This is a genomic window from Erwinia sp. L03-1 (assembly GCF_058686115.1).
Genome location: NZ_CM178762.1, coordinates 3761115 through 3781707 on the forward strand (window position 1 = coordinate 3761115; position 20593 = coordinate 3781707).

At 57.5% G+C, this 20593-nt stretch carries 18 protein-coding genes; 11 read left to right on the forward strand and 7 right to left on the reverse strand.

What is annotated here, in order from left to right; translation table 11 throughout:
- Positions 1-280: 280 nt before the first annotated feature.
- Positions 281-2800, reverse strand: coding sequence for a bifunctional glycosyl transferase/transpeptidase (gene mrcB, locus AC4PCC_RS17380; RefSeq protein ID WP_492125353.1), 2520 nt, complete (start codon positions 2798-2800; stop codon positions 281-283).
- Positions 2801-2906: 106 nt separating this feature from the next.
- Positions 2907-5348, reverse strand: coding sequence for an ATP-dependent helicase HrpB (gene hrpB, locus AC4PCC_RS17385; protein WP_492125354.1), 2442 nt, complete (start codon positions 5346-5348; stop codon positions 2907-2909).
- A 76-nt stretch (positions 5349-5424) separates the two neighbouring features.
- On the opposite strand from hrpB, the gene thpR reads away from it, so the two are divergent.
- From thpR to panD, 9 genes are all read left to right on the forward strand, one after another.
- Positions 5425-5964 carry an RNA 2',3'-cyclic phosphodiesterase gene (gene thpR / locus AC4PCC_RS17390; protein ID WP_492125355.1) on the forward strand — a complete coding sequence of 180 codons (540 nt, stop codon included), beginning with the start codon at positions 5425-5427 and terminating at the stop codon, positions 5962-5964.
- Positions 5961-6665, forward strand: coding sequence for a DNA/RNA nuclease SfsA (gene sfsA / locus AC4PCC_RS17395; protein WP_492125356.1), 705 nt, complete (start codon positions 5961-5963; stop codon positions 6663-6665). The genes thpR and sfsA overlap by 4 nt, the downstream gene beginning before the upstream one ends.
- A gap of 180 nt (positions 6666-6845) precedes the next feature.
- A complete protein-coding gene (gene dksA / locus AC4PCC_RS17400) occupies positions 6846-7301 on the forward strand; it encodes an RNA polymerase-binding protein DksA (protein ID WP_034937242.1) in 456 nt (151 codons plus the stop codon).
- 56 nt (positions 7302-7357) lie between these two features.
- Positions 7358-8266: a tRNA glutamyl-Q(34) synthetase GluQRS gene (gluQRS, locus tag AC4PCC_RS17405; protein WP_492127557.1), complete on the forward strand. Its 909-nt coding sequence runs from the start codon at positions 7358-7360 to the stop codon at positions 8264-8266.
- Between the two features lie 176 nt (positions 8267-8442).
- On the forward strand, positions 8443-9861 hold the full coding sequence (gene pcnB / locus AC4PCC_RS17410; RefSeq protein WP_345831547.1) for a polynucleotide adenylyltransferase PcnB: 1419 nt from the start codon (positions 8443-8445) through the stop codon (positions 9859-9861).
- Positions 9858-10340, forward strand: coding sequence for a 2-amino-4-hydroxy-6-hydroxymethyldihydropteridine diphosphokinase (gene folK / locus AC4PCC_RS17415; RefSeq protein ID WP_345830583.1), 483 nt, complete (start codon positions 9858-9860; stop codon positions 10338-10340). Before pcnB ends, folK begins: the two co-directional genes overlap by 4 nt.
- Before the next feature lie 114 nt (positions 10341-10454).
- On the forward strand, positions 10455-11249 hold the full coding sequence (gene panB / locus AC4PCC_RS17420; RefSeq protein WP_492125357.1) for a 3-methyl-2-oxobutanoate hydroxymethyltransferase: 795 nt from the start codon (positions 10455-10457) through the stop codon (positions 11247-11249).
- A 15-nt stretch (positions 11250-11264) separates the two neighbouring features.
- A complete protein-coding gene (panC, locus tag AC4PCC_RS17425) occupies positions 11265-12119 on the forward strand; it encodes a pantoate--beta-alanine ligase (RefSeq protein WP_345830580.1) in 855 nt (284 codons plus the stop codon).
- 209 nt (positions 12120-12328) lie between these two features.
- Positions 12329-12709 carry an aspartate 1-decarboxylase gene (panD, locus tag AC4PCC_RS17430; protein WP_067706650.1) on the forward strand — a complete coding sequence of 127 codons (381 nt, stop codon included), beginning with the start codon at positions 12329-12331 and terminating at the stop codon, positions 12707-12709.
- A gap of 173 nt (positions 12710-12882) precedes the next feature.
- Here the strand turns inward: panD and AC4PCC_RS17435 are convergent, their stop codons facing one another.
- The 3 genes from AC4PCC_RS17435 to AC4PCC_RS17445 form a co-directional block, all read right to left on the reverse strand.
- Positions 12883-14010 carry a hypothetical protein gene (locus AC4PCC_RS17435; RefSeq protein WP_492125358.1) on the reverse strand — a complete coding sequence of 376 codons (1128 nt, stop codon included), beginning with the start codon at positions 14008-14010 and terminating at the stop codon, positions 12883-12885.
- Positions 14011-14848: 838 nt separating this feature from the next.
- Positions 14849-15619, reverse strand: a complete 771-nt coding sequence (locus AC4PCC_RS17440) for an ABC transporter permease (protein ID WP_067706653.1) — start codon at positions 15617-15619, stop codon at positions 14849-14851.
- On the reverse strand, positions 15616-16542 hold the full coding sequence (locus tag AC4PCC_RS17445; RefSeq protein ID WP_345830574.1) for an ABC transporter ATP-binding protein: 927 nt from the start codon (positions 16540-16542) through the stop codon (positions 15616-15618). The genes AC4PCC_RS17440 and AC4PCC_RS17445 overlap by 4 nt, the downstream gene beginning before the upstream one ends.
- Positions 16543-16649: 107 nt before the next feature.
- On the opposite strand from AC4PCC_RS17445, the gene can reads away from it, so the two are divergent.
- Positions 16650-17312, forward strand: coding sequence for a carbonate dehydratase (can, locus tag AC4PCC_RS17450; protein WP_067706659.1), 663 nt, complete (start codon positions 16650-16652; stop codon positions 17310-17312).
- 92 nt (positions 17313-17404) lie between these two features.
- Here can and hpt read toward each other — a convergent pair whose 3' ends face one another.
- Positions 17405-17941 carry a hypoxanthine phosphoribosyltransferase gene (gene hpt, locus AC4PCC_RS17455; protein WP_345830571.1) on the reverse strand — a complete coding sequence of 179 codons (537 nt, stop codon included), beginning with the start codon at positions 17939-17941 and terminating at the stop codon, positions 17405-17407.
- Between the two features lie 399 nt (positions 17942-18340).
- Between hpt and AC4PCC_RS17460 the strand changes: the two genes are divergently transcribed.
- Positions 18341-19624 carry a cystathionine gamma-synthase family protein gene (locus tag AC4PCC_RS17460; protein ID WP_492125359.1) on the forward strand — a complete coding sequence of 428 codons (1284 nt, stop codon included), beginning with the start codon at positions 18341-18343 and terminating at the stop codon, positions 19622-19624.
- 7 nt (positions 19625-19631) lie between these two features.
- On the opposite strand, the gene AC4PCC_RS17465 is transcribed toward AC4PCC_RS17460, so the two are convergent.
- Positions 19632-20519, reverse strand: coding sequence for a LysR family transcriptional regulator (locus tag AC4PCC_RS17465; RefSeq protein ID WP_492125360.1), 888 nt, complete (start codon positions 20517-20519; stop codon positions 19632-19634).
- Positions 20520-20593: the final 74 nt, after the last annotated feature.

A 20593-nucleotide genomic window follows, 5' to 3' on the forward strand; every position in this document is an offset into this window, starting at 1 on the left:
TGTGCTTTTCTCTGGATGTAATAAGTTAAATGCAAACGTAAACGATAATTATTATTATAACGATTGGATAATATGCGAAACGACGGAATCCGCGCAAGCGAAAATCATCAACATTTCTGCCGCCTGAGGGGGAAAGTAACCGGAGTTTATTCGGGGTAAAAGGGGGTGTCGGTGCTCTTCTGGTACTAACGCGCTTTTTTCACCTTACTTACACTCTTTACAGTTAAGGCAAAAAAAAACCGGCCCCCTGAGGGACCGGTTTTCAGCGACGGGGCCGGGGCTATTTACCAAACATATCCTTGATCCATCCCGCCACGCCGTTGCTGTCCTTCTGTTCACCCTGCGGCTGTCCGCCCTGCTGCTGCTCATTCTGCTGCTGCAACTGCTGCTGCACCTGCTGAGCCTGCTGCTGGCAAAGCGCGTTGGCATCGGTGGTCCACACGGGCAGCGTGCGCCAGCTGCTGCTGCCGGAGCCGCAGACGAAGTTACCGGCGGAATCGACGTTCATCGGTGCGATATCCTCCGGCGGCGTCGCCATCAGCGGCATCGGTGCCTGATTATCCAGGTAGCGACGGTAGATCTGCATTGCACCGCTTGCACCGTACAGCTTCGTCGGCTGGTTATTATCACGGCCAATCCAGGTGATCGCCACTTCCTTGCCGTCAACGCCAGCGAACCAGCTGTCTATCTGGTTGTTGGTGGTCCCGGTCTTCCCGGCCAGATGGGCCTTCGGATAGCGGGCACCCAGCGCACGGGCGGTACCGTGGTCAACAACCTGCTGCATCGCATAGAGCGTCAGCCAGGCCGCCTGCGCAGGCACCACGCGTTCGGCCTGCGGGAAGCTCTGGTAGAGCACCGTACCGTCTTCCGCAATCACCGATCGCAGCGCGGAGAGAGAAGCACGATTACCGCCGCTGGCGATGGTCTGGAACGCCTGGGCCACTTCAATTGGCGTCAGGTTCAGTGCTCCCAGCAGCATCGCGGGAACCGGCTGGAGCTGATCTTTCGGCACGCCCAGTTTGGTCCAGGTATCCACCACCTGCGGCAGGCCCAGGGTCATCCCCAGATTCACCGTCGGCACGTTCATCGAGTTGGTTAACGCGTCCACCAGCATCACCTGACCGCTAAAGCGGCGGTCGTCGTTCTGCGGTTTCCAGATCTGCCCGTTAGGCTGCTTCAGCGCGATAGGATTATCGGCAATCCAGCTGTTCAGACGGTATTTATCGGGCTGGCTGAGCGCCGTCAGGTAGGTAGCAGGCTTAGCCAGTGAACCGATGGATCGACGGGCCTGTAGCGCACGGTTATAGCCCGCGTACTGCGGATCCGCATCGCCTACCAGAGCACGCACTTCGCCGCTAAAGCGATCGACAACCACCATGGCGGTTTGCAGGTCGTTAATACCCCGCTGTTTACGCAGCGCCGGGATCCCCTCTTCCACCGCTTTTTCCGCCGTATCCTGCGAGACAGGATCCAGCGTGGTGAAGATTTTCACGCCTGACAGGTCTTTAACCTTATCACCCAGCTTCGCCTGCAGCTCGTTACGTACCATCTGCATAAAGGCCGGCTGCGGCGTAATCACTCCGCCCTTCGGCTGGACGCCCAGCGGTCGGGCGCTCAGCATATCGTACAGCTCCTGATCGATAACCTTCTGCTGCTGTAGCAGACGCAGCACCAGGTTACGGCGCTCCAGCGCCAGCTTCGGGTTACGCCACGGATTATAGAGCGACGCCCCCTTCACCATGCCCACCAGCAGCGCCTGCTGATCGAGGCTCAGCTCATCGACCGGGCGGCCAAAGTAGTAGAGGCTGGCCAGCGGGAAGCCGCGGATCTGATCGTTGCCGGCCTGACCGAGATAGACTTCATTCAGGTACAGCTCAAGAATGCGATCTTTGCCGTAGCGCGCATCCATGATCAGGGCCATATAGGCTTCGTTGGCCTTACGCCACAGCGATCGCTCATTGGTCAGGAACAGGTTTTTCACCAGCTGCTGCGTCAGCGTACTGCCGCCCTGTACCGCACGTCCGGCGGTGATGTTGGCGAGGAAGGCGCGGCCAATCGAGTAGAAGCTGATGCCATCATGCTGATAGAAATGGCGGTCTTCGGTGGCGACCAGGGTATCCACCAGTAAATCGGGGAAGCCCGCGCGCGGCACAAACAGGCGCTGCTCACCGTTGGGGGATTGCAGCATGGTGATCAGGCGCGGATCGAGGCGGAAGAAGCCAAAATCACGGCCGCTGTCGAGGTTCTTGATCTCAGACAGGGTGTCATTGCTAAAGCTCAGACGCGCGCGGATCTGCCCCTCTTTACTGTCCGGGAAATCGAACGGGCGTCGGATCATCTCAATGCTGTTAGCCTGCACGGTAAACTCGCCGGGACGCGTCATGCGCGTCACCTCGCGGTACTGTGTGCCTTCCAGCAGCGCGATCATCTCTTTTTTGTTGTAGGACATGCCCGGCTCAAGGCTGACCATACGGCCATAGACCGTGGCGGGCAGCTGCCAGACTTTGCCGTCAATGCGGCTGCGGATTTGCGAATCGAGGTAAACCCCGTAGGCCGCCATCAGCACGATAAAGATCAGCAGCAGCTTGATCAACAGGCTTAGCCAGCCCCTTTTTTTCCGCGATGGACGCCCTTTTCCTTTACGTGGCACCGGTTTTATCTCCTCGTCTTCATTGTCATCGTCCTGAAAATCATCGTATTCATCATGTTCATCATCCCTGCGGCGACCTCTGCCCGCCGTCTTGCGCGGAGGTTTGGGCTGTTTGCCTTTGCGCCCAATGGGTTCGCGATCGTCAGACATCTGTTTCTTTTCTCCAGGGGTAGCCGTCGGCCAGGCCGACTACTCTGTTATGACTCAACTCGCTTCGGAACGGGAACCTTCCGAAATGCCTGCCTGCGCGCCACCGTCAGGAGGGCGCAGAGTATTTTTTGCTGCGCCGCGTCGGCGCCGCCGTTGCCGGATCGTCCGGCCAGACGTGTTTAGGGTAGCGACCCTTCATCTCTTTCTGTACTTCGCGCCAGGCACCCTGCCAGAATGCAGCCAGGTCGCGGGTGATCTGCAACGGTCGCTGCGCGGGCGAGAGCAGTTCCAGCACCAGCGGGATACGGCCCCCGGCCACGCACGGATTCTGCGCTTCGCCAAACATCTCCTGCAGGCGAACCGCCAGCGCCGGCGGATTCTCTTCGTCGTAGCGAATCGGCAGCCGACTTCCGGTGGGCACAGTGTAGTGAGTTGGCAGAGCAGTATCCAGTTGCTGACGCTGTGACCATGTGAGTAATTGTAATAAAGCGCTGGCGGCGTTAATTTGTCGCAGCCCTTTGGCGTCCCGCACGCCGCTCATCATCGGCAGCAGCCAGCGCTCAAGTCCGGCCAGCAGGCTGGCCTCATCGGCCGCAGGCCACCCCTCTTCCGGCAGCCAGCGGGCGGCACACACCAGCCGGATCCGCAGCTGTTCTGCCTGCGGCGTCCAGTTGAGCACCGACAGCCCTTTAATGCGGATCCAGCGCAGCATCGCCGGATGCAGATCCGCTTCATCGGGCTTGTTCAGCGGCTGTGCCCTGAGGACCAGCTCACCGATTTGCTCCCGCTGCCAGGCGCGCAGCGTGCCGCGTTGTTCATCCCACTCCACCTCGGTACGCTGTTCCAACAGGCCGGGACGCTGCTTAATCAGCCGCTCAGGCTCAACCGGCATCGCCTGGAGGATGCGGGCGGAGGTGCCGGTACTGCCCTGCAACAGACCCGGCGCAATCAGCCATTCATAGCGGTTAAGGGCATCCGTACCCTCGAGCATGGCCCCGCTGCCGTTCGCCAGCTGATAGCGTCCGGCCTCGCCGCGTCGGCGCGCTACCCGATCCGGGAAAGCCCCGGCGAGCAGAGGCGCAATTTTGTCGCTGTCCGGCAGGCCGCCGGTCAGATTCAGGCGCTTTTGCAGCTGTTTTGCCCGTGCCAGCCAGTTTGGCTGACGGCGGTGGAAGCTGTCGCGGAGATCGCTACTGCCGCGCGCGGGCTCTTCCAGCATTGCCACCAGCAGCGCAGCCGTAGCAACGCTGTCGGCATCGCTGCCCGCATCGGCCAGCATCGCGCTCAGTCGGGGGTCCGCGCCGGTCCGGGCCATACGCCGCCCTTTTGCGCTGAGCTGCCCGCTGGCATCGGTGGCGCCCAGCAGCCGCAGCAGCCGCACGGCCTGCTGTATACCACTTTCCGGCGGGCGATCCAGCCACTGGAGCTGGCCGACATCGCGGCAGCCCCACTGCAATATTTCCAGCCACAGGGAGGCCAGATCCGCATGCAGGATCTCCGCGTCAGCGTGGCTGGCGGCGCGCTCTGCCTGCTCTTTCGCCAGCAGATGCAGGCAGATACCTGGCTCCAGACGCCCCGCACGCCCGGCGCGCTGGGTCATTGAGGCCTGACTGACGCGCTGCGTTTGCAGGCGCGTTAGCCCGCTGCGTGCATCAAATATCGCCGTGCGCTCCAGCGCGCTGTCGACCACCAGCCGGATCCCCTCAATGGTCAGGCTGGTTTCCGCAATATTGGTCGCCAGCACCACTTTGCGGCGGCCCGCGGGAGCGGGAAGGATCGCTTTGCGCTGTTCAGCGAGCGGCAGCGCACCGTAGAGCGGGCAGAGATCGACATCCGTGGCAACCTGTGCAGAGAGCTGCGTGAGCACGCGCTGGATCTCGCCGACGCCCGGCAGGAAAAGCAGCAGGGAGCCGTGCTCCTCGCGCAGCAGCTGACTGACCTGACGCGCCACGGCGTCTTCCATCCGCAGATGCGACGGCAGCGTGGCGTAGCGTCGTTCGACCGGAAACGCGCGCCCCTCTGAAGCGATAGCCGGGGCATCCGGCAGCAGGGCCTGAAGACGGGCATTATCCAGCGTGGCCGACATCAGCAATATTTTCAGATCGTCCCGCAGCCCCTGCTGCACGTCCAGCAGCAGCGCCAGCGCCAGATCCCCATGCAGGCTTCGCTCGTGAAACTCGTCGAGGATCACCAGCGAAACGCCCTCCAGCAGGGGATCCTGTTGCAGCATTCGGGTGAGGATGCCCTCCGTCACCACTTCCAGACGGGTGGTTGGCCCCACGCGGCTCTCCGAGCGCATCCGGTAGCCAATGGTTTCCCCCGGCTGCTGGTTAAGCTGTTCAGCCAGCCGCTGAGCCACGTTACGCGCCGCCAGCCGACGCGGCTCCAGCAGCAGGATGCGTCCGCTGAAGTTAGCCTGTTGCAGGATCTGTAGCGGCAGCCAGGTCGATTTCCCGGCGCCGGTAGGGGCGGCAAGCAGTACCTGGGGCGAGTGGCGCAGCGCATCAAGCAGTTCAGGTAAAACGGCACCGACCGGGTATGAACTCACTTTTAGCTCCATAACGTAGTGGTCTGAATCAGCCGGGCATTGTAGCATTCCTGCTTATGGAATACCGGAGAGCACCATGAGTGAGCAAAAAAAGCTGTTTTTTGGCATCAGCCTGCCGGAAGAGAGCAGGCAGAGCATCATTCAGTGGCGGGCCGATACTTTTGTCGACGGCGCGGGTCGCCCGGTGGCCGCGGCTAATTTGCATCTGACACTGGCCTTTTTAGGCGAGGTCAGTGAAGAGAAATCCCGCGCGCTACAGCGGCTGGCGAGCCGCATCCGCCAGGCACCCTTCACGCTGACGCTGGATGATGCCGGGCACTGGCCGCGATCGGGCGTGGTATGGCTTGGTCCCAAACGATCGCCGCGCGGGCTGCTACAGCTGGCCGAACTCCTGCGTTCGCAGGCGGCGCGGAGCGGATGCCAGCAGAGCACAATGCCCTTTCATCCGCACGTCACCCTGCTGCGCCAGGCTACCCAGCCCGTGTCGCTGCCGCCACGCAATTTTAGCTGGCCGTTTCGCGTGGAACGCTTCACGCTGTTTCAGTCCATTTATGCGCAAGGCCGCACGCGCTATAGCGAAGTTGCCGCCTGGGCGCTGTCACAGGAAGAGAAATGAACTATACCCCCGCCCTGCGTCCGGCGACGCTGATTAAACGCTATAAGCGCTTTCTGGCTGACGTGATCACCCCGGAAGGAACGGAGATGACGCTGCACTGCGCCAATACAGGCGCGATGACCGGCTGCGCCACGCCGGGTGACCGGGTGTGGTACTCCACCCCGGACAGCCTGACGCGAAAATATCCCCACAGCTGGGAGCTGACGGAAACGCAATGGGGCGACTGGATCTGCGTGAATACCCTGCGCGCCAACACCTTAGTCAGGGAGGCGCTGGAGGCGCAGCTGATCCCAGAATTGTCCGGTTACACCAGCCTGCGCGCTGAGGTGAAGTATGGCGACGAAAAGAGTCGTATTGATTTCCTGATGCAGGCAGATAGTCGGGTAAACTGCTATATTGAAGTCAAATCCGTGACGCTGCTGGAGCAGGGTAAAGGGTATTTCCCGGATGCGGTCACCGAGCGCGGTCAGAAGCATCTTCGTGAACTTACGAAGATCGCCGAACAGGGCTCACGCGCGGTGTTATTTTTTGCCGTTTTGCACTCGGGAATTGAGGACGTTTCCCCCGCGCGTCATATTGATGCGCGCTACGCAGAACTACTGGCACAGGCACAGCAGAGCGGTGTTGAGGTGCTATGTTATAAGGCGCAGCTGTCGCCCACCGGCATAGGGTTAAAAAAGGCCATTCCGGTGGCGTCGTAAACCAGAGGTCAAATGACTGTTATTAAATTACTTCTGGTGCGGCCAGATACGCTTTTCCTCACAGCCTTGTCAAGGCATGTTCAGGAATAATTGCTAACCTCAATCGCTTCTGTTATTTATAGCGACCTGTTTTTTTCCCCAAGTGGGGATCGATAGTGCGTGTTATCCAGGAGAAGCAACATGCAAGAAGGGCAAACCCGTAAAACCTCGTCTCTGAGTATTCTCGCCATCGCTGGGGTGGAGCCTTATCAGGAGAAACCGGGCGAAGAGTACATGAATGAAGCCCAGCTGGAGCATTTCAAGAAGATCCTTGAAGCCTGGCGCAACCAGCTTCGGGATGAAGTTGACCGTACGGTTTCTCATATGCAGGACGAAGCCGCCAACTTCCCCGATCCGGTCGATCGCGCGGCCCAGGAAGAGGAATTCAGCCTTGAACTGCGTAACCGTGACCGCGAGCGCAAGCTGATCAAAAAGATCGAGAAGACGCTGAAGAAAGTAGAAGATGACGATTTCGGCTACTGTGAATCCTGTGGCGTTGAAATCGGTATTCGTCGCCTTGAAGCGCGTCCTACCGCCGATCTCTGTATCGACTGTAAAACGCTGGCAGAAATCCGCGAAAAACAAATGGCCGGTTAATGGCCGCAAGACTGTGCAGTGAAGCTGGCCCTGCGGCCACTTCACTGCCTCTCTCTATGACTCACGCCTCCGCTTATATCGGGCGCTTCGCCCCCTCCCCCTCCGGTGAACTGCACTTCGGCTCGTTAATTGCGGCCCTTGGCAGCTACCTGCGCGCGCGTTCGCAGCAGGGCCTGTGGCGGGTACGTATCGAAGATATCGATCCCCCACGCGAGGTTCCGGGAGCCGCTCAGCGCATTTTGCAGCAGCTGGAGCAGTACGGCCTGCACTGGGACGGCGACATTCTCTGGCAGTCCCAGCGTCATGATGCTTATCGTGAGGCCTTAAGCTGGCTGAATGAGCGCCACTTCAGCTATTACTGTACCTGTCCGCGCAGTCGTATCCAGCAGCTTGGTGGCGTGTATGATGGCCACTGCCGTGAGCTGAACCACCGTCCCGATAATGCGGCGCTCCGCCTGAAATCGACGCAGCCCGCCTGCCACTTCCAGGATAGTCTGCGGGGAGAGGTGCGCCCCAATAGCGCCCTGGCGCGGGAAGACTTTATTATCCATCGTCGTGACGGGCTGTTCGCTTACAATCTGGCCGTGGTGGTGGATGACCACGACCAGGGTATTACTGAGGTGGTCAGAGGGGCTGATTTAATTGAGCCAACGGTGCGGCAGATAACGCTGTTTCAACAGTTTGGCTGGCCGGTGCCGGACTATTTGCACCTGCCGCTGGCGACCGGGCCGGACGGTAATAAGCTCTCGAAGCAGAATCACGCGACGCCGCTGCCGCCGGGCGATCCGCGCCCGGTGCTGACAGAGGCGCTGCATTTTCTCGGCCAGCCGGTGAGTGAAGAGTGGCAGGATCTGACGCTGCCCGCACTGCTACAGCAGGCGGTTCAGGAGTGGGATTTGTCTGGCGTCCCGCTTACGGCTACAACAAACTACGTGCAATACTCAACGAATAGTGGAAAGCAGTGACGCCGTTAACGTCGTGCCCGATACGCTCTGGCAGGCAATATCAGGGTAAAAGCACCCTGCCACAGCGTGAAAGATGACGGGGGAGTTAATATGAGCATTCTCAAACGCCCCGCACTGAGCTATGATTAGCCGCTATTTTTTTTCGCCCAGATTAATTGTCACTATCGAGGTGTCCCATTTTTTCCCGAGTTGCTAATTTTTGCCGAAAAGTTTTGAGTCGCGAAGACGAAACGCCAGCAAAGGTTGAGGTTGTCCCTCAGATGACCGTTATCCCGCGCGATCGTCATACTATTTCGCGTAAAGACATCAGTGAAAATGCCCTCAAGGTATTATACCGACTGAATAAAGCCGGGTATGAAGCCTATCTGGTGGGCGGCGGCGTGCGCGATCTGCTACTGGGGAAAATACCGAAAGATTTCGATGTGACCACCAACGCCACCCCGGAGCAAATGCGCAAGCTGTTTCGCAATTGCCGCCTGGTTGGGCGTCGGTTCCGCCTTGCGCACGTGATGTTTGGCCCGGAAATCATTGAGGTCGCGACCTTCCGCGGGCACCACGAAGCGGAGCAAATCGAAGAAGATCGCAATAACTCCCAGCGCGGTCAGAACGGTATGCTGCTGCGCGACAATATATTCGGCACCATTGAAGACGATGCCCAGCGCCGCGATCTGACCATCAACAGCCTCTACTACAGCGTGGCGGATTTTAGCGTACGTGACTACGTCGGGGGCCTGAGCGACCTGCAACAGGGCATCATCCGCCTGATTGGCGATCCGGAAACGCGCTACCGCGAAGATCCGGTGCGTATGCTGCGCGTCATTCGCTTCGCCGCCAGGCTGAACATGTCGATCGCTGCGGAAACCGCCGAGCCTATCCCACGACTGGCGACGCTGCTGCATGATATTCCCGCGGCCCGCCTGTTTGAAGAGACCCTTAAGCTGCTGCAAACGGGCTATGGCTATGCCACCTGGGTCAAACTGCGTGAATTCCAGCTTTTCCAGCCGCTGTTCCCGATCATCACCCGTAACTTTACGGAGCACGGCGACAGCAATATGGAGCGGATGATCGAACAGGTGCTGAAAAACACCGATAACCGCATTCATAATCAGATGCGCGTTAATCCGGCGTTTCTGTTTGCCGCGATGTTCTGGTATCCCCAGCTGGAAGCGGCGCAGAAAATCGCTCAGGAGAGCGGTCTGGCCTATTACGACGCCTTTGCGCTGGCCATGAACGACGTGCTGGATGAAGCCTGCCGATCGCTGGCGATCCCGAAACGCATCACTACGCTGGTTCGGGATATCTGGCAGCTACAGCTGCGGCTCTCCCGCCGTCACGGCAAACGCGCCTGGAAGCTGATGGAGCATCCTAAATTCCGCGCGGCCTACGATCTGCTGGCGCTGCGTGCCGAGGTGGAAAATAATCAGGAGCTGCTGCGCCTCTCCGCCTGGTGGAATGAATTCCAGGTCTCGGCACCGCCGCAGCAAAAGACCATGCTGAATACGCTGGGCGACGATCCCGTTCCCCGCCGCCGTACCCGTCGCCCACGCAAGCGCGTACCGGGCCCGCGCCGCGACGGTAACAGCAACAACGCATGACCCGCGTCTATCTGGCCCTGGGAAGTAATCTTGCCGATCCGCTGCATCAGGTGCATGACGCACTTGATGCGCTGGACGGACTGCCCCATACCCAGCGCATCGCCACCTCCTCTTTCTATCGTACGCCGCCCTACGGGCCGCCCGACCAGCCAGATTTCCTCAACGCGGCCGTCGCGCTGGATACCCAGCTAACGCCTGAGGCTCTGCTGGACGCGACGCAGCGCATTGAGCTGGAGCAGGGCCGGGTGCGCAAAAAAGACCGCTGGGGTCCCCGCACGCTTGATATTGATATCATGCTCTTTGGCCACCTCCGGCTACACACCCCGCGCCTGATACTGCCGCATTACGATATGCACAATCGCGCCTTTATGCTGCTGCCGCTGCTTGAGATCGCCCCCGATGCCGCCTTCCCTGACGGTCAGCGCCTGAACGATATGCTTGCGGGCCTGGACACCTCAGCGATCCGCCGCTGGGCATAGCGCCTGTTCTGATGGCCCGGGATCGCAAGACCTGACCCGCTGCACCTGGCCGTGTGCAAACCCTTTCCCCATCCATTAAGATACGTCCATTATAAAATGCCTAAAGAGGTTGCGATGAAACCCACAACAATCACGACGCTTCGCCAGTGGAAAAAAAACGGACGCCGCTTTGCGTCCATAACGGCCTACGACTTTAGCTTTGCCCGCCTGTTCAGCGACGAAGGCCTCCAGGTCATGCTGGTCGGAGATTCCCTCGGCATGGTGGTACAGGGGCATGACTCAACGCTGCCCGTCACGCTGTCCGATATTGTCTATCACACGCAGGCGGTACGCCGGGGAGCGCCAGCGGCCCTGCTGATGTCCGATCTTCCCTTTATGAGCTATGCCACGCCAGAGCAGGCCTGTGAGAGCGCCGCGCAGCTGATGCGTGCCGGGGCCAATATGGTCAAGCTGGAGGGAGGGAAATGGCTGAGCGAGACGGTGAAGCAGTTGACCGAACGTGCGGTACCCGTCTGTGGTCATCTTGGCCTTACGCCGCAGTCCGTTAATATCTTTGGCGGCTATAAGGTGCAGGGCCGCGAAAGCGAGGCCGCTGACGGCCTGCTGGAAGATGCGCTGGCGCTGGAAGCCGCCGGCATACAGCTGCTGGTGCTGGAGTGCGTTCCCGTGGCGCTGGCAAAACGCATTACCGACTCGCTGACCATTCCGGTGATCGGCATTGGCGCGGGCAACGTTACCGACGGCCAGATTCTGGTGATGCATGATGCTTTTGGCATTACCGGTGGGCATGTTCCCTCCTTTGCTAAAAACTTCCTCGCCGATACCGGCGATATCCGCGCAGCGGTCAGGCAGTATGTGTCGGACGTTGAAGCGGGAATTTATCCGGCTGAAAAACACAGTTTCCACTAACTCAGGAGAAGATCCGTGCTGATTATTGAAACCCTGCCGATGCTGCGTCGGGAGATTCGACGCTGGCGGCAGGAGGGTAAACGCATTGCGCTGGTCCCCACCATGGGAAACCTGCATGACGGCCATATGACGCTGGTTGACGAAGCGCGCGAGCAGGCCGATATTGTGGTGGTCTCCATTTTTGTTAATCCGATGCAGTTTGAACGCCCTGACGACCTGGCCCGCTACCCCCGAACGTTGCAGGAAGATTGCGAAAAACTGAACCGCCGCAGGGTGGATCTGGTTTTTGCTCCGGCGCCTGGCGAGGTCTATCCAGAAGGGCTGAGCGAGCAGACCTTCGTCGAGGTTCCCGGCCTCTCCGGCCTGCTGGAGGGTGCCAGCCGCCCCGGCCATTTTCGCGGCGTCTCCACCATCGTCAGCAAGCTGTTCAATCTGGTCCAGCCCGATCTCGCCTGCTTTGGCGAAAAGGATTATCAGCAGCTGGCGCTGATCCGCAAAATGGTGGCCGATATGGGCTACGATATTCAGATCGTTGGCGTGCCTACCGTTCGGGCGAAGGATGGCCTGGCGCTCAGCTCACGTAATGGCTATCTGACCGCTGATGAACGCAAGCTGGCACCGACGGTAAGCAGCGTGATGAACAACATGGCGCAGCGGCTGGCTAACGGGGATCGCCACCTTGAAGAAATTATTGCCGAGGCTGAAACCGCCCTGGCCGAAAAGGGGCTGCGGGCAGATGGCCTGGCTATCTGCGATGCGAATACGCTGCTGCCGCTCAATGTCGATAGCCAGCGCGCGGTGATTCTGATGGCCGCCTGGCTCGGCAAAGCCCGCCTGATTGATAATCAGCAGGTAGATCTGACGCAATAGTGAGTGATTTCGCTCAGCCGAAGCTGGCGCAGGATTAGGTGATAATGCTCAGCTGATTCTGGCGCAGTAGTGGGTGATAACGCCGGCTGATACTGATGCAGTAGTCGTTGATAATCCTCAGCTGATTCTGGCGCAGGAGTAAGTGATAATACCCGGCGGATACTGGCTCGGGTGTTTCTGGTAACTTTTGTAACTAGGGTAATAAGGCTATGAACCGTACCATGCTACAGGGCAAACTCCACCGGGTGAAGGTGACTCAGGCGGATCTGAATTACGAAGGCTCCTGTGCCATTGACCAGGACTTTCTCGACGCTTCCGGCATTCTTCAGTACGAAGCCATTGATATTTACAACGTGACTAACGGGCAGCGTTTCTCCACCTACGCAATTGCCGCCGAACGCGGCTCGAAGATTATCTCGGTTAACGGCGCGGCGGCCCGCTGCGCCTGCGAAGGCGATATTTTGATTATCTGCTCCTACGTGCAGATGACGGATGCGGCGGCGCGCGAATGGCAGCCAAAAGTTGCCTACTTTGAAGGGGATAATCAGATGAAGCGACTGGCGAAATCTATCCCGGTTCAGGTGGCCTGAACAAAAAGCATTCTGAATCTAAAGGTGGTATGAATAAAAGGGGCGGGAGGGTTGCCTGCCCCTTTTTTGCTGCACACCGCGCACGCGGTTATCATTCAGCGCGCACACGACCAGGAGGGGTCACCACGACCTTCGCTGGCAAAAACCACCCGGACTCCCCTTCAGTACGTGTATTACCCTTCAGTAGGCGTATTGCTCTGAGGCTGCATTTCGATGTTGTCAGTGTCACGCTCAATTTGACTTCGGCGCTGTTCAGCCTGCCACTGCCGCGAGCTGGTCGCTACCCTTCCGATTATATTATCAACGACTTTTCCCACGCCCTGCCCCAGCTTACTGTTAGCAAGCTCACTGGCTTTTTTATCCACCCACTCATCATTACGCGTCGGCGCAGGCCCAGCCAGCGCACCGGCCACTCCCTGCGCCGCATAGGCCAACCCCGATAACCCCACGTTCGGATACGCGTCTTTGGCGATATCTCCTCTTGCGGTTAGCTGTGCCGCACTCAGTCTTCCGGTAATGGCGTCAATAGTGGCTGAGGATGCCGTGCTGAGTGGTCCATGTGCGGGTGAATTCCGAAAGATGTTGCGCACAGCATTGGTCCCTGCAATACCCGCTGCCAGCGTACCAATTTCGGATACCATATTGCCGGACGCGATGTTCAGCGCCCCTTTTGCATAGTTTTTCGGCGTGAGTACGCTGCCCACCAGGGTTTTTGCTCTGTCTACCCCACCCGAAACCATCTGGTGCGATACGCTGGTATTATTGAGCGCCGTATAACGTTCTTTCCAGTCGGTGCGTCCAAAAAGGAACTCCGGCCCCCGCGTTGAACTGGCCGCATTAGTCAGAACGTTTCCTGCCGCGCCAGCCCCCAAACTCAATACGTTATTGAGGTTTGAGATAACGACGGGGTTGTTTTTACTGGCGACCGCTGCGGTAGAAGTGACGAGATTACGCGCGGTAAAGCCCAGCCCACCCAGCGGAGCCAGCTTCATGCTTTCACCCAGCCCTTCCCGTTGCTTCAGCACATTCTGCATAGTGGGTTCCAGCTTGTCGGCATCAGCGGCGAGCCACTGCGAATCCTTTACCGTGTCGGCAAAAACCTTATCGCCGACCGATTTAAGCACCATCGCGGTTCCACCGTCTACTGCCCCCGCCAGCGCCTCTGCACCTGGTGTGGTTCCATTAATGCCTAAACCGAGCTTTACCGCACCGGAAGCAAATCCGCAAATAGCAAAGGGGAAGGCTTTCACCGCACCACCTGCCGCATCGCTGATGTAATCCATTTTTTGTGCTTTCGTCATATTCGCGGCAATGCTCTGCGGCGTTTCCCCCATTTCATGCAGTTCGGTGGCCCGGTTCTGAATCAGGTCGTTGAGCTCTTCGCTGCCGGGGAAGTATTCCCGGAGCTGGGTACTGATTTGCGCTATCTGCTGCTGACGCTGCGCATCAGAGGTGTTTGACGCGCTGGAGGACTGAGAGGTATTGGTTGCATTGGATTCGTGAGACTCATGCGGCGCACTGGGCTCGGGAGATACGTGGGACGAATGGGTAGCGTTAGATGCTATTGAGGCCCCGGAGCCGTTTGGAAGACTATAAAAGGATTGGGATGTACTCGATCCATCAGACGCCCTCGAGCCGTTTGGGAGGCTATAGAAGGATTGGGCTGAACTCGATCCGCCAGACGCCCGGGATGTACCAGACACCACGGAGGCGTTTGAAGCGTTGGGTCTCCCGTTCTCTTCATTCCGGGAAGAGAGTGGGTCCACATGACCAGGAGGTAATCGGCTAATACCAGGCATAATAATCGCTCCGAAGATGAACAGGTCTGCACTACGCAGATAGCCTGTATTCCAGTAGGTATATCGTGCCAGATCCGGTAATAGCTGATACCAGTACAGCGTGTTCACGATGTGACTAAGTGAGTGCGCGCGGGGATAAGGTCGCTCAGCAATAACATTTAGTTATGTTTAGTGATCAACCTCTAAAGATGGGGTTAATTATTGTGTGGGCTGCAAGATCTGCCGGGCCGCCGCGCTGAGTGAAGAGAGGAAGACCCGAATGGGCCAGCAGGGATGCTGGCACAAGGACACCCCCGTTGGCGATGCCCCCAGCCTTTGCAACCATCAAAACGGACAAAAACTACGTCCGTAATCCCCTGCCGCGCTCAATAAGCACCCATACCAGCAGATAAAATACTGCGATAAAACCCGCTAATACGGCCAGGGTGAAAAACAGCGGCACATCGTTAATCCCCAAAAAGCCAAAGCGGAAGCCGCTGATCATATAAACAATGGGATTCAGCTTCGACACCATCTGCCAGAAAGGCGGCAGCAGCGTCAGCGAGTAGAATACACCGCCGAGATAAGTCAGGGGCGTCAGCACGAACGTAGGGATCAGGCTGATATCATCGAACGTGCGGGCAAACACTGCGTTGAGCAAACCGGCAAGGGAAAACAAAATCGCCGTCAGCACCAGCGTCACCGATACCATCAGCCATGAGTGAACGTGAAAAGGCACGAAAAACAGCGAAATAGCGGTAACCAGAATGCCTACGCAAATCCCTCGTGCGACGCCGCCGCCCACATACCCGGCAATAATGACGTGCGTGGGCACCGGCGCGACCAGAAGTTCTTCAATATTGCGCTGAAACTTGGCGCTGAAAAACGACGAGGCCACGTTGGCATAGGCATTGGTTATCACTGCCATCATAATCAGACCCGGCACGATAAACTGCATATAGGAAAAACCGTGCATATCGCCGATGCGCGAGCCAATCAGGTTGCCGAAAATAATAAAGTAGAGCGTCATGGTGATCACTGGCGGCACCAGCGTCTGGATCCAGATGCGGGCAAAGCGGTTAATCTCTTTTCCCCAGATGCTTTTCAGCGCTACCCAGTATAAATGTGTCATGCTTTATCTCCTGTACGACCGTTAACCAGGTCGACAAACAGCTCCTCGAGTCGATTAGCCTTGTTACGCATACTTAAAACCTGCACGCCCTGATGGCTGAGCTGACTGAACACGCTATTCAGCCCCTGCTCACGCAGCACTTCGACCTCCAGCGTGGAGGTATCCACCAGCCGGTACTGAAAACCTTCCAGCTGAGGCAGCGGGCTTTTCGCCGCCAGATCGAGAATAAAGGTTTCCGATTTCAGCTTGGAGAGCAGCCCTTTCATGGTGGTGTTTTCCACCAGTTCCCCGCTCTGAATAATGCCGATATTGCGGCACAGCATCTCTGCCTCTTCCAGATAGTGGGTGGTCAGAATAATGGTGGTGCCTCTGGCATTGAGATCCTGCAGGAAAGTCCACATCGAGCGGCGCAGTTCAATATCCACCCCGGCAGTTGGCTCATCCAGAATCAGCAGCTTAGGTTCGTGCATCAGCGCACGAGCGATCATCAGACGGCGCTTCATTCCCCCGGAAAGCATACGGGCACGTTCGTCACGCTTGTCCCACAGATCCAGCTGCTTTAAGTATTTTTCAGCGCGCTTAATTGCCTCGGCTTTTACCACGCCATACAGGCCCGCCTGGCTGACCACAATCTGCATCACGGTTTCAAACTGGTTGAAGTTAAACTCCTGCGGCACCAGCCCCAGCTGACGCTTCGCATTGACCATATCCTGCTGCAGGTCGTAACCAAACACCCGGACTTTGCCCGACGTTTTATTCACCAGCGAGCTGATGATACCAATGGTGGTGGATTTCCCCGCCCCGTTAGGCCCGAGGAGCGCGTAGAAGTCGCCCGCTTCCACGTTCAAATCAATTCCCTTGAGGGCCTGAACGCCACCCGCATAGGTTTTGGTCAGTTTTTCAAGTTCCAGTGCATAAGTCATAGGTTAAAGAGTGCCCTGTTTTGTGTGGTTTGCTTGTTTGACGTTTTAAATCACGCCGTGTTGACCTATATTATCGCCACGCATTTCGAGTATCGGTCGACACAACTATGAAAGACATTAATACCCTTATCAGCAACAACCGCGAATGGTCCCGACTGCTGAAAGAGGAAGATCCGGGCTTCTTTGAGCGCCTGTCACTGGCCCAGAAGCCCCGCTTTCTCTGGATTGGCTGTTCCGACAGCCGCGTCCCGGCCGAGCGCCTCACCGGCCTGGAGCCGGGTGAACTCTTCGTTCACCGCAACGTCGCTAATCTGGTGATTCACACGGACTTAAACTGCCTCTCTGTCGTGCAGTACGCCGTTGAAGTACTGGAAGTGGAGCACATCATCATTTGCGGTCACTACGGCTGCGGCGGTGTACAGGCGGCGGTGGAAAATCCTGAGCTGGGCCTGATTAACAACTGGCTGCTGCACATTCGCGATCTGTGGTACAAGCATAGTTCGTTACTGGGTGAGCTGCCGCCGGAAAAACGCTTTGATAAACTCTGTGAAATCAACGTGATCGAACAGGTCTACAATCTGGGGCATTCTACTGTGATGCAGTCTGCCTGGAAGCGCGGCCAGAAAGTCACGATCCACGGCTGGGTTTACGGCATTCAGGACGGCTATCTGCGCGATCTGGAAGTGACCGCCACCAGCCGCGAAACCCTTGAGCAGCGCTATCGCCACGGTATAGCTAACCTGCTTAACGAGCTTGAAAGCCCCAACTGATCGCAGGCGACGCATCATATAACAGGCCGGGAAACCCGGCCTTAGTCGTTTGTGCGCTGATCCGGCTGCCCGGCCCGTCGCACAAATGTTCCTTACTCTTCCAGCATCACCACGTTGCCAACGTACGGCAGGTGACGATAACGCTGGGCATAGTCAATGCCGTAGCCAACAACAAACTTATCCGCAATAGTAAAGCCGACGTACTCAACCGGTACCTCGACTTCACGACGTGAAGGTTTATCCAACAGGGTGCAGATTGCCAGTGATTTCGGCTGGCGCAGGCTGAGGATATCGCGAACTTTGCTCAACGTGTTGCCGGAGTCGATGATGTCTTCAACAATCAGTACGTCCTTGCCGCGAATATCCTCATCCAGATCCTTAAGGATTTTGACATCCCGGGTGCTGGACATACCGCTGCCGTAGCTGGAGGCGGTCATAAAGTCGACCTCGTGAGGCACGTCGATTTTACGGCAGAGATCGGCCATAAACATAAAAGAGCCGCGCAGCAGCCCGACCAGCACCATTTCGCTGCCGCTGTCACGGTACTGCTCCGTGATCTGCTGGCCCAATTCTGCGATACGTTTGGCGATCTCTGCCTCAGAGATCATCACTTCTACGGTATGTTTCATAAATCACTTATCTCACTGATTTTATTCAGTTAAAACTCAATGCCAGCACGTTGAATCGCCATTCCACAACGTCGGATCCCCAACGCTGTAGCTGGCCACCTGGCTCCCTGCGCTAACATATGGACAAAAGAAAGCGTGGGATTATATCAGGGATGCCGGCTTATGACCGCACAAGGTTGAAGCAGCAGGCCCACCTTGTGGAATCGATTTACGCTGGAGGGTTCGATGTCCCACCTGCGCCAGACAGACGTATAGACTTCCAAATACAATGTTAACGAAATTTTATAATGCAAAAGCTTCTATAGATAGAACGTTAATTCATTTACAGCCGCGATTATGCGCATGATAACGTACGCTGAATTTATCCCTTTTCAGCACGCCACATCGGCAGGAGATTGCATGGCTACCCCCCATTCTAAAAAGACGCATATCGGCATGCGTGAGCTACAGCCCGAAACGCAAATGGTAAACTACGGCTACGATCCGGCCCTTTCAGAAGGCGCGGTTAAGCCTCCGGTTTTTCTGACGTCTACCTTTGTCTTTAACAGCGCTGAGGAGGGGAAGGACTTTTTTGACTACGTTTCCGGGCGGCGGGAACCGCCGGAGGGCGGTGCCAACGGGCTGGTTTATTCGCGCTTTAACCATCCCAATAGCGAAATCGTCGAGGACCGGCTGGCTCTCTATGAGCGAACCGACAGTGCGGCGCTTTTCTCCTCCGGTATGTCAGCCATCTCCACCACCCTGCTGGCCTTTGTTAAACCCGGCGATGCCATTCTCCATTCCCAACCGCTGTACGGTGGAACGGAAACGCTGCTGACGAAGACGTTCCGTCAGCTCAACGTGGCTACCGTGGGTTTCTCTGACGGCGTTAATGAAGCCTCCATTCAGGCGGCGGCAAACGAGGCCATGCAACAGGGACGCGTGTCGGTGATCCTGATTGAATCTCCTGCCAACCCCACCAATAGCCTGGTGGATATTGCGCTTATTAGTCGGGTTGCAGACGTTATTGAGCAACAGCAGCAGCATCGCCCGCTTATTGCCTGCGACAACACGCTGCTCGGGCCGGTTTTCCAGCGCCCCATCGAGCAGGGCGCAGATATTTCGCTCTACTCCCTGACGAAATATGTTGGCGGGCATTCGGATCTTATCGCCGGGGCAGCAATGGGCAGTAAAGCGCTTATCCGGCAGATTAAGGCGCTGCGGAGTGCCATCGGCACGCAGCTCGATCCGCACTCCTGCTGGATGATTGGCCGCTCGCTGGAAACGCTGTCGCTACGGATGGAGCGGGCGAACGATAATGCTGCCGCCGTGGCGGCGTTCCTGCGCAACCACCCCAAAATCGAAAAGCTGCACTATCTCTCCTTTTTGCATCCCGACTCTCCGGCAGGTCAGACGTTCAGTAAACAGTGCAGTGGCGCAGGCTCAACCTTCTCGTTTGACGTGGTGGGAGGTGAGCCCGCCGCTTTCAGGCTGCTTAATGCCCTGGAACTGTTTAAGCTGGCGGTAAGCCTGGGCGGTACCGAGTCTCTCGCCAGTCACCCGGCCAGCACCACGCATTCCGGCGTGCCTGCGGAGGTACGCGCACGCATCGGTATTAGTGAGTCAACTATTCGGGTATCCATTGGGATAGAGAACCGGGACGATTTGATTGAAGACCTGCGCCTGGCGCTGGAACAGCTCTGACCCTGGCTCAGTAAAGCAGCTCGCGGGCACAGGCGATAAAATCGCGCACCGCGCTGTTGTGCATATGCTTCTGCCAGCTTAGCGTCAGCGTGGTGGTCGCTAACGGGTCATCCAGATGGCAGTAGTCCACCTCCGGCACCCTCACCGAAAGCTGGGTTTCCGGTGCCAGCGTGACGCCCATGCCGATGGCCACCAGACCAATGGCGACGGAAAGATCCCGGGTAAACTGAACCTTTTGCGGCGTAAAACCCGCGCGCAGGCAGGCTGAAAGCGTTGACCAGCCCAGACCCACCCCCGGTGGGTCCTGCTGGATAAGGAACGGCTCCTCTGCCAGATCGCTCAGGCTGATACGCGTGTTATGTAACTGCGGATGATGGTGCGGCAGCACGGCAATCAGCGGCCGGGTGGTCAAGTCCAGATAATCCAGCTGCGCCTGGCGGGGAACGGGCGAACGCACCAGGGCAATATCCAACTCATCACTCATTAATAAGGTTAATTGTCGGTTAACATCATGTTCTTCAATAGCAATTTCTATCTCGGGACGGGCTTTTCGGTAACCGCTGATTAACATTGCCAGTATCGGATCGATAATAGATGAGCCTACATAGCCCAGCCGGATCCGCCCTTTAAACCCCTTGCGCAGGCTCAACGCCGTTTCACGAATCTTTTCATAGTGGCTGACCGCCAGGCGCGCATCCGTCAGCAGCTGCGCCCCCTCATGCGTTAATACCACGCTGCGCCGGTTACGTAAAAACAGCATCACCCCCCACTCCTGTTCCAGCGCCTTAATATGCTGGCTCAATGCTGGCTGGGCGATATTCAGCCTGAGCGCCGCCTTACCGAAATGAAGTTCTTCGGCCAGGATCACAAAGGAGTGCAGTTGACGATTGTCCATCAGTAATAAAAATTCCTTATCAGAAAGGCGTTATTTATTATTGGACATATATCACCGGGGTCCTGAAACTGCAA

Coding starts and splice junctions, on each gene's coding strand:
- hpt (WP_345830571.1), bottom strand. CDS start 17,941: ATGAAACATACCGTAGAAGTGATGATCTCTGAGGCAGAGATCGCCAAA.
- panD (WP_067706650.1), top strand. CDS start 12,329: ATGAACCGTACCATGCTACAGGGCAAACTCCACCGGGTGAAGGTGACT.
- AC4PCC_RS17435 (WP_492125358.1), bottom strand. CDS start 14,010: ATGACGAAAGCACAAAAAATGGATTACATCAGCGATGCGGCAGGTGGT.
- thpR (WP_492125355.1), top strand. CDS start 5,425: ATGAGTGAGCAAAAAAAGCTGTTTTTTGGCATCAGCCTGCCGGAAGAG.
- AC4PCC_RS17465 (WP_492125360.1), bottom strand. CDS start 20,519: ATGGACAATCGTCAACTGCACTCCTTTGTGATCCTGGCCGAAGAACTT.
- mrcB (WP_492125353.1), bottom strand. CDS start 2,800: ATGTCTGACGATCGCGAACCCATTGGGCGCAAAGGCAAACAGCCCAAA.
- panB (WP_492125357.1), top strand. CDS start 10,455: ATGAAACCCACAACAATCACGACGCTTCGCCAGTGGAAAAAAAACGGA.
- AC4PCC_RS17445 (WP_345830574.1), bottom strand. CDS start 16,542: ATGACTTATGCACTGGAACTTGAAAAACTGACCAAAACCTATGCGGGT.
- can (WP_067706659.1), top strand. CDS start 16,650: ATGAAAGACATTAATACCCTTATCAGCAACAACCGCGAATGGTCCCGA.
- AC4PCC_RS17440 (WP_067706653.1), bottom strand. CDS start 15,619: ATGACACATTTATACTGGGTAGCGCTGAAAAGCATCTGGGGAAAAGAG.
- folK (WP_345830583.1), top strand. CDS start 9,858: ATGACCCGCGTCTATCTGGCCCTGGGAAGTAATCTTGCCGATCCGCTG.
- gluQRS (WP_492127557.1), top strand. CDS start 7,358: ATGACTCACGCCTCCGCTTATATCGGGCGCTTCGCCCCCTCCCCCTCC.
- dksA (WP_034937242.1), top strand. CDS start 6,846: ATGCAAGAAGGGCAAACCCGTAAAACCTCGTCTCTGAGTATTCTCGCC.
- AC4PCC_RS17460 (WP_492125359.1), top strand. CDS start 18,341: ATGGCTACCCCCCATTCTAAAAAGACGCATATCGGCATGCGTGAGCTA.
- sfsA (WP_492125356.1), top strand. CDS start 5,961: ATGAACTATACCCCCGCCCTGCGTCCGGCGACGCTGATTAAACGCTAT.